The sequence below is a fragment of the Nostoc cf. edaphicum LEGE 07299 genome (genome assembly GCF_015207245.1).
Taxonomy (GTDB): domain Bacteria; phylum Cyanobacteriota; class Cyanobacteriia; order Cyanobacteriales; family Nostocaceae; genus Nostoc; species Nostoc edaphicum_B.
This window is the reverse complement of record NZ_JADEXF010000086.1, coordinates 1-8,727: the sequence shown is the minus strand read 5'-3', so window position 1 is coordinate 8,727 and position 8,727 is coordinate 1. Positions and strand designations below refer to the sequence as shown.

6 protein-coding genes are annotated in these 8,727 nt (G+C 43.4%); 5 read left to right on the top strand and 1 reads right to left on the bottom strand.

Features of this window, described 5'->3' with window-relative positions; all coding sequences use genetic code 11:
• Together IQ229_RS04240 and IQ229_RS04235 are read left to right on the top strand one after the other, a co-directional pair.
• The coding region (locus IQ229_RS04240; protein ID WP_194041568.1) for an AAA-type ATPase lid domain-containing protein at positions 1–2,291 on the top strand (2,291 nt) is incomplete at its 5' end.
• A 141-nt stretch (positions 2,292–2,432) separates the two neighbouring features.
• Positions 2,433–2,771 carry a hypothetical protein gene (locus IQ229_RS04235; RefSeq protein ID WP_194041566.1) on the top strand — a complete coding sequence of 113 codons (339 nt, stop codon included), beginning with the start codon at positions 2,433–2,435 and terminating at the stop codon, positions 2,769–2,771.
• A 166-nt stretch (positions 2,772–2,937) separates the two neighbouring features.
• Here IQ229_RS04235 and IQ229_RS04230 read toward each other — a convergent pair whose 3' ends face one another.
• Entirely contained in the window at positions 2,938–3,795 is an 858-nt protein-coding gene (locus tag IQ229_RS04230; protein WP_194041563.1) for a DUF4351 domain-containing protein, read from the bottom strand.
• A 372-nt stretch (positions 3,796–4,167) separates the two neighbouring features.
• Between IQ229_RS04230 and IQ229_RS04225 the strand changes: the two genes are divergently transcribed.
• The 3 genes from IQ229_RS04225 to cysE form a co-directional block, all read left to right on the top strand.
• Positions 4,168–7,101 (top strand): HEAT repeat domain-containing protein, encoded by a 2,934-nt coding sequence (locus tag IQ229_RS04225; protein ID WP_194041561.1) that lies wholly within the window; start codon positions 4,168–4,170, stop codon positions 7,099–7,101.
• 141 nt (positions 7,102–7,242) lie between these two features.
• On the top strand, positions 7,243–7,521 hold the full coding sequence (locus tag IQ229_RS04220) for a hypothetical protein (RefSeq protein ID WP_228013107.1): 279 nt from the start codon (positions 7,243–7,245) through the stop codon (positions 7,519–7,521).
• A 569-nt stretch (positions 7,522–8,090) separates the two neighbouring features.
• The coding region (gene cysE, locus IQ229_RS04215) for a serine O-acetyltransferase (protein WP_194041557.1) at positions 8,091–8,727 on the top strand (637 nt) is incomplete at its 3' end.

Genomic DNA, 8,727 nt, shown 5'->3' with positions numbered 1-8,727 from the left:
GTGCAGTAATTGAACTCAAAGAATTGCTGTTGGATGAATCAACTCCATTCACAATTACGACAGTAACCGAATGTCACTTGTGGGTTGTACCTGCTGCTAAATTTCGGGAATTAGTCACTCAATACCCCGAAATTGCTCAGGCTTTTTCGCGTCAATTGGCCCAAGAATTAGCTCAAGCCACATCTGCACTTGGCTATGAACAAGAACGTTCTATTGCCTTGCGCCCATATCTAGTTACCAAAGCACAACGCGGAATTGTTGGTACAAGTCGCTATGCTGTGCGGCTGCGGGAGCAAATTCGTTTATCGGCTGCTGACCGTAAATCTGTGGATATTTTCGGAGAACCAGGGTTAGAAAAAGACAATATAGCAGCCCTGATCCACTTTGGTTCTCCCAAACGGCGAGAACCAATTATTAAAGTAAATTGTGGTATTCTCCAAACTAGCGGTGCTGATTTATTTGGTCGCGCTGGTGGCAAACCCGGACTGTTGGAATGGTTGGGGGAAGGTACTCTAGTTCTCAACAACATCCAAGAATTGCCCGAAGAATTATTACCTGCCGTGACGCAGTTGCTCAAAACTGGTACATATACCCCCGTCAGTCGTTCTGGAGACCCAGTAGCCGAAGCTCGTCCCAGTAAAGCCAGAATTCTCATTGTTTCAGAAAAAACTCAGCCGACAATTGAACGCTGTATTGGTCACATTATAAAAGTACCACCGCTACGGGTGCGGAAAGCTGATATTCAGACACAAGTCGAATATTATACCAGTCTTTACACTCGCTCTAGAGGCGTTTCTAAACCGCACATTACCCCAGAAGCTTTGCGTCGCCTTCAGTCTTATGATTTCCCTGGCAACCTCAAAGAATTGAAAAATCTGGTAGAAAGAGCGATCGTACAAGCTGAGGGTGCAAATGAATTAACAGAAGAAATTTTCTGGCCAGCCGAAACTAAGAAAAAACGATTTCGGGTAAATCTGTTAAATGCCTATCCTTCCTTAAGGCGGTTTTTACGTAGTGACTGGTGGCCCGATCGCATTAATTATGGTTTTACTGCAACGGCTTTTGCGATCATTGTTGCAATATTATTTATTGGGCCGCAAACCCGCGATCGCAATTTCGTATTAAATCTATTTTGGGCTTGGTGGTGGCCTTTCTTCTTATTTCTCTTTCCCTTTTTGGGTCGTGTCTGGTGTTCTGTTTGTCCGTTCATGATTTACGGGGAAATTACCCAAAAGTTATCTTTATGGCTGTGGCCTCGAAAACTCAAGCGCTGGCCGAGAGAACAAGCTGAGAAATGGGGCGGATGGTTCATGTTTGGGTTATTTACCCTAATTTTCTTATGGGAAGAACTCTGGCATTTAGAAAATACTGCTTACCTCAGCGCTTGTTTGCTGCTGTTAATTACGGCTGGGGCGATGATTTTCTCGGCTCTTTTTGAACGGCGGTTTTGGTGTCGCTATCTCTGTCCCATCGGCGGAATGAATGGTTTATTTGCCAAACTCTCAATGACGGAACTCCGGGCACAGCAAGGGATATGTTCTGCCAGTTGCACCACGTATCAGTGTTATAAAGGCGGGCCGCAAAAAGGCGAAGGGCTAGAAACGAATGGATGTCCTTTATACTCACACCCAGCCCAGTTAGAAGATAACCGAGATTGCGTACTGTGCATGACTTGCCTGAAAGCTTGTCCCCATCGTTCCGTTGAGTTCAACTTGCGTCCCCCTGGAATTGAACTGTGGACAACTCATGTACCCCGCACTTATGAAGTAGCATTATTGTTTTTGCTCTTGGGTGGTATATATCTACATCGTTTACCAGAATTGCAATCTTGGCTGGGGTTACAACTGGATTTAACTGATTTTTGGCAGCACTTGGGATTATCGCTGCTAGTGTTAATTATTCCCGCCGCTCTTACCTTTGGGGCTTATGGCTTGCTCCAACTGTTCAACGCTAACCGTAAGCCTCGAAAATTTGTAGAGCTTGCATATAGCTATCTCCCATTAGTTTTAGGGGGAAACTTAGCTCACTATCTACGTTTGGGCTTAAGCGAAGGCGGACGAATTTTACCCGTAACCTTTGCGACAATTGGTTTGAGTGGCGAACAATTGCCAATATTGGTTGCTCACCCGGCTGTGATTGACTTTTTGCAAGGTGCAACAATAATTTTCTCCGTGTTAATGACTATGTTATTAACGCAAAAGATTGCCAAGCAACCAGTGCGATCGCTCCTTTGGCAACACCTAGCAGCGATCGCTTTGGGAGTTAGTATGTGGGCAATTATCGTCTTTTGAGCTTTACATCTTCCACCAGGCGGTTTTTAATCGCCTGGGCTAGGTGCAAAATGTGAGTTAAGAACATTCTTCCCTACGAACGTGATAGAAAATACTTGTATGATTTATGATTTTTGACTCATAGTATAAGGATTACAGATAATGCACGTTCTAAAAAGATCCATCAAACCACAAACTTATATCTCGTTCCTCCATATCTACCAAACGACTTGGGGGACTGCTGGTGATATTTGTTTAATCCGTGAATCTGTAGCTAATGATAGTACAGCGAAGTTTATCGGGCACAAAATCCAACTAGTAGTTCCAAAAGGAATGGAGCGCGATCGCATCGCCAACTGTCCAATAATTAAAGTTGCAGGTAATGTCGGCGACGGACATCCCAAAGAACACCCATTGGAATGGGAAGCTTATGAGGGTGTAAATGAAGAAATAGCTTTAGCGGCTCTCAAACCTTGGGGCTTCAAGTTAATTGAACTCTAATGTGGCGATTTGACAAGCTCAACTCGCTTTCGTTCTTCTGAAACTATTTTTTTCCCTAGCGCCATCAAACATTGGCTCAAATGGAAAAATTCATCTAATAGACATAGGAGTGAAATTAATTATGCGTTGCCTGAAATCCTTGGTAGGCATAATTAATAAATTGTCTCTACGTCATTTTTACTCCTATGTCTAATGTACCAAACCAGGTTTCTAAATCCGCGATCGCCTGAAAATCCAACAATGCTTCACCGAGATTTTCTAATTGTTCTAAGGAGAGAGTTTCAATCCGGTCTAGCATATATTGAGGTAATTCTCCCACCCGTCGAGTCAGCAGACGGAGAATCAGTAATTGCCCTTCTGCTTTTCGTCCTCTTAGTTCTCCTAGTTGTTCGCCTTCAGCGAGAATTTCTTGATAAATCACTGACTCGCGCATCATACCCTCCCGAAATAATTGTCGAATCAAGTCTTGATTGTATTTTAACCCCGCTAAGATTTGGGTGTAAGCAGAAATTTCTGGTCGTTGTCTTGGCTCAAGTTGACTAACTTTTCTCACAACTTGTTGCAACAATCCTTGAGGTTGCGTGGTTGCGGTCAGTGGTGCTAATGGCAACAAAGCAGGATCGTTGAGGAATAGTTCAGGATTTTCTTCCCATAAGCGAATCACGCGATATTCATGACGGGTAGTTTCGACACAGAAGACAGTTTCAATTACTGTTCCTGGTGCAGGGGGAAGCAGTAATACAACAACTTGCGTTATCGGTAGACGATACAAACGATACAAGCGTACCCAATAATCTAGCATCCGCAGGGGTAGGGGTGGCGTAGATTCTAGTTTGGTTTGAAATTCTAGATGGAGAATGCGTCCTTCTAATTGTAGGAATGTGACGTAATCAGCGCGAATCGGTTCGATGCTCAATTCGGTTTTGAGAACTGTGACGGAAGTTTGCGGTGTTCCTAATACCCAACTGGCAAAGGTAGCAGGATGTTTTTCCGACAGGAGTTTGCAGAGGTTATCAAAGGACATTAATGATCGGTAACAATTGAACGAGGTATTGTTATTATCTCGTGCAGTGGTTTGAGTAGGCGATGTCTACGATGGGCTATGACGCTCGTTCGCCCTTGGCGTCTCCCCTTGGGAGAAGGCTCGCTAACGCTTCGCTATCGGCGTCGCACCATCGCTCAAGGAAGCTCAGTACTATACTCTGAGCGTATCTTTTTAAATTCCTGTAATAATTACATTAATATTCCATTTCTGGCTAGGTTGAGTTATCAGACGATAAAAAGATAACTGTAGTGGTTCCTGATTTACTAGTAAAAACTTAACTCTCTTCTCTTTCCCTACCAAGGAAAGAGCAGAAACAGCCTTTATTTATAAATAAAATTACGAATTATACAAATGTATCTGCACATAATTAAAAAGCGATCGTCGCCCTTTTTCCTTTTTACCTTTATCCTGCTGTTGACACTCCTCCTCGCCCTGCCTGGGGTAAGCACGAAAGTGCTTGGGATAAACAGGAATAATACGCTTGTGAGCAGTGTGAAAAGACAGCCTAAGCTCAAACCAGAAGCATGGCAGATTAACGGTATCGTTGTTGCCCTTCATGATGGATATAACGAAGTAAAGGGGTCTGCACTAGACAAATTAGTTCAATATGATCTAAAAGATTCAAAATCTCTGAGAAAGAAACTAGAGGATATTGCTCAGGAAGCTGCCAAAATCCTCAAGGATAAAACCGTTGAATCTACTGTTCGTTACAATGCAGCATCGGCATTGGCAAATCTGGGGGAGGCAGCCAAACCCTACGTCAAAGACATCCTCGACTTCCTCAAAGATAAAACCGTTGAATCTACTGTTCGTGAGAATGCAGCATCGGCATTGGCAAATCTGGGGGAGGCAGCCAAACCCTACGTCAAAGACATTGCTGACATCCTCAAGGATAAAACTGTTGACCCCTCTGTTCGTTCCAGTGCAGCATCGGCATTGGCAAATCTAGGGGAGGCAGCCAAACCCTACGTCAAAGACATCCTCGACTTCCTCAAGGATAAATCCGTTGACCCCTCTGTTCGTTCCAGTGCAGCATTGGCATTGGCAAATCTGGGGGAGGCAGCCAAACCCTACGTCAAAGACATCCTCGACTTCCTCAAGGATAAATCCGTTGACCCCTCTGTTCGTTCCATTGCAGCACAGGCATTGGCAAATCTGGGGGATGCAGCTAAACCCTATTTCAAAGACATGCTCGACATCCTCAAGGATAAAACCGTTGACAGTATAGTTCGTTTCGGTGTAGCAGATGCATTGGGAAATCTGGGGGAGGCAGCCAAATCCTACGTTAAAGACATTGCTGACATCCTCAAGGATAAAACCGTTGAATCCTCTGTTCGTTCCGTTGCAGCACAGGCATTGGGAAATCTGGGGGAGGCAGCCAAACCCTATTTCAAAGACATCCTCGACTTCCTCAAGGAAAAAACCGTTAACAATGATGGTCGTTACCGTGTAGCATCGGCATTGGGAAAGATAGAACAACTCAACCTGAATAATATTGTTGTAATTCTGGATAGCATCTATGATGCAGGTCAATCAGAATTTGCACAGTGGCGATTTTTGACATATTTTCTGGGTGGCGGCACTGATGAAGTCAAAACACTGCTTAAATGGCTGGGCAGACCGAAAGCAATTCCTGCTCAATTGAGCCATGATCAAGGTGATAAAACTCTCAAACTTTTTGCCCAAGTCTGGGAACCTAGTCAAGGTTTAGCACGATTACGGGAAGACTTAGCAAAGCAAATTGCTATAGTTGCGAGAAAAGTCTCTTGGCGACCGCAAGATATTGTTATTTTAGAAACTCACCACAATACCCTCAAAAAGGCCAAATACAACGAAGCTGATTCGCTGCAATCAGTAATAGTTAATCTCAAAACTTGGCAGTGGTTGTTCAACGCCAGAACTACTATTTTGATTCATGCTGCCTTTTGGCTTGTCCTCATCTTTGCTTATCCCAAATTTCCCCAAGTTCAAGCCATCTTCTTCTGGAATCCTTGGGTAAGGCGCATTCTCGGTGTCGGCTACGTCGGCTTAATTCTCACCTGGGTTCCCTTTTTCCGCGAAAAGTTATTTGAACCCTTCAAGCCTTCCCTACTAGCCGATGCCGGGTTAGATAATTTTAACCCCGAAGCTTACTTCCCAAATTCTAAAGTGAAAGTTCCCGGTGTAGATGAACCCGTACCAATTACTCAAGCGCTACCTAGCATCAAAGGACAAGTCATCTTGGAAGGTGATTCTGGCTTAGGTAAGTCGATGTTTCTGCGCTATTTAGTAAAAACTTCTGGGCGGCTTGTGGTTTATCTACCTGCACACAAGTGTGACAAAGGGGTAATTGAGGCAATTCAAGCCAAGCTGCACGGACAAGCACAAGATGCTGATTTTCTCAAGAATTTAATTTACAGTGGCGCATTAGATATTTGCATTGACGGACTCAATGAAGTTACCGCCGATACCAGAGCAAAAATCTGTCAGTTTGCCGAGAGCTATTTCCGGGGTAACATCATCATGACCACCCAACCCCTAGAGTGGACACCACCCTCAACAGCCAAAATATATAAATTGCTCCCCCTTGAAGAACCACAAATTCAGCAATTTCTGATTTCCCGTCAGCCACGATTGCCCAAAAATGCCAAAGTTCAAGGTACTGATTATGAGCAAGCCACTGCTAGTTTTTTAACCAAAGCCCTCAGTAATCAGCAATCACCACAAGAATTAAGCGCGATTGAGAAGGTTCTCTCTAATCCAATGGATTTAACTGTGGTAGCCCTGATGCTATCCCAAGGTGAATACCCCGATTTATTTCACTTGCAACAACATCAATATCAATTGATGGCAGCAGAATATTTGCAAGAGTGGAACCAGGAATTTCCGCTGAAAAAATTCTCCGATGCTGTCTATCAAATGCGGTTGAAGGATGAACAGGCTTTACCTGCGGATGAATTTTACCAGGTATTACAGTCTTTGGAAGACGATAAATATAAAATGGTTGTCAGCCGTCAGTGGCAAGACGAAAAAGGCGAAGCCAAGAGAGAATGGTACTTCCGCCACGATAAGATTATGGATTTCTTTTTGGTGCAGAACTTTCTCGGCGAGAGTGAGGAAGCTAAAAACCGTCTCATTGACCACATGGACGACCCCCGTTTTCGTGGTGTCTACTTTTTGCTAGCAACCTTACTCCCGTTAGATGCTGCCACAGAATTGAAAGAAAAATTAGTTCAATATGCCGCCGATACCAAAGACCATACTGTGAGTGATACCTTTGTCCAATTGTTGCGACCAAGAGCGTGATATTAATTCGTAATTCGTAATGGGCTACGCCCCGCGATGTTAACGTAATTTGTAATTGAGAAAGAGACTTATAGTCTGAGGGGAAATTTTTGATTTAATCAGAATGAGTTTTTGATACTCGTGAATGAGTATTTGAACTGGATGAATCCACCTTTTATCTCCGTCGTCGAGTATTTGAACTGGATGAATCCACCTTTTATCTCCGTTGACGAGTATTTGAACTGGATGAATCCACCTTTTATCTCCGTCGTCGAGTATTTGAACTGGATGAATCCACCTTTTATCTCCGTTAACGAGTATTTGAACCGGATGAATCCACCTTTTATCTCCGTTAACGAGTATTTGAACCGGATGAATCCACCTTTTATCTCCGTTAACGAGTATTTGAACTGGATGAATCCATCTCTACAGGTTTCTTGAGTAGGGGCGCTATGAGAACATTTACCTATTCTGCTGTTCTAAGATTTTGCGATCGCTATTCCCACACATCTATATAATAAGAAAACAGTCGCAATGAGCGATAACTATATTTTGAAACGTATACATACATACAGACAGCAAATCCTAAAAGAAAATAAAGAAACCTGTCTTTTGTCTTACCCAATAATAAGATACTAATAGTAATAGGATATACAGAAAACAGATTTATAGCCTTACCAAATTCATATTTGAGTGCATCTGAGTACAGCTTAATATATTGCAAAATATCTTGATAAAATCTTAGCAAATGCTTACGGGTAAAGTTTCTTGTAGCGTGAACAGAAATTCTTAACCCCTGCCCCAAAAATACTAGTACCCCCATCATTAAATACTAGTGCCCCTACCCCAAGACAAATTTTAAGTTTATCTGGAGTCGGGGTTTCGGCGTTTGAGTACAACTTCAATCAATCCAATAAATCCAATCAGCATTGGGTTTTCTATCGAGTTGGAAGTCACCTGATATAAGCATAAAAATAGCAGATGACTCTTTTACCAGATAGACATTACCGATGCAACAGTCTTTAGACAGTATTAGCGATTCCCCAAGTACCAAAACGCAGAATTCTGCCCGTACATCCATGCTGAAAAATTTACTCTCTGGCGTTTTTTTTGAGCCATTATTGAGTGATTTTCGCATTATCTTTGAGCGCGACCCAGCAGCACGTAATTGGCTAGAAGTGGTGTTTTGCTACCCTGGATTGCACGCGCTATGTTTGCATCGTCTTGCTCACTGGTTACATTGTCGAGGAGTCGGTTTTATCCCTCGCTTAATTTCTCACTTAGGGCGATTTTTGACAGGTATTGAAATTCACCCAGGTGCAGAGATTGGTGAGGGCGTGTTTATCGACCACGGAATGGGAGTAGTCATTGGCGAAACTGCGATCGTCGGCGACTATACACTAATTTACCAGGGCGTCACCCTTGGCGGAACTGGTAAAGAAACTGGTAAGCGTCATCCCACAGTCGGCAAAAATGCAGTGATTGGGGCGGGTGCAAAAGTTTTAGGTAATCTGCAAATTGGCGATCGCGTCCGTATTGGCGCAGGTTCCGTTGTCTTGCAGAATGTCCCCAGCGATCGCACAGTTGTCGGAATTCCCGGCAGAATTATTTCTCGTAACGAAAACGCCAACCTTTCTCCTTTAGAAC

Coding starts and splice junctions, on each gene's coding strand:
- IQ229_RS04220 (WP_228013107.1), top strand. CDS start 7,243: ATGAATCCACCTTTTATCTCCGTCGTCGAGTATTTGAACTGGATGAAT.
- IQ229_RS04235 (WP_194041566.1), top strand. CDS start 2,433: ATGCACGTTCTAAAAAGATCCATCAAACCACAAACTTATATCTCGTTC.
- IQ229_RS04230 (WP_194041563.1), bottom strand. CDS start 3,795: ATGTCCTTTGATAACCTCTGCAAACTCCTGTCGGAAAAACATCCTGCT.
- IQ229_RS04225 (WP_194041561.1), top strand. CDS start 4,168: ATGTATCTGCACATAATTAAAAAGCGATCGTCGCCCTTTTTCCTTTTT.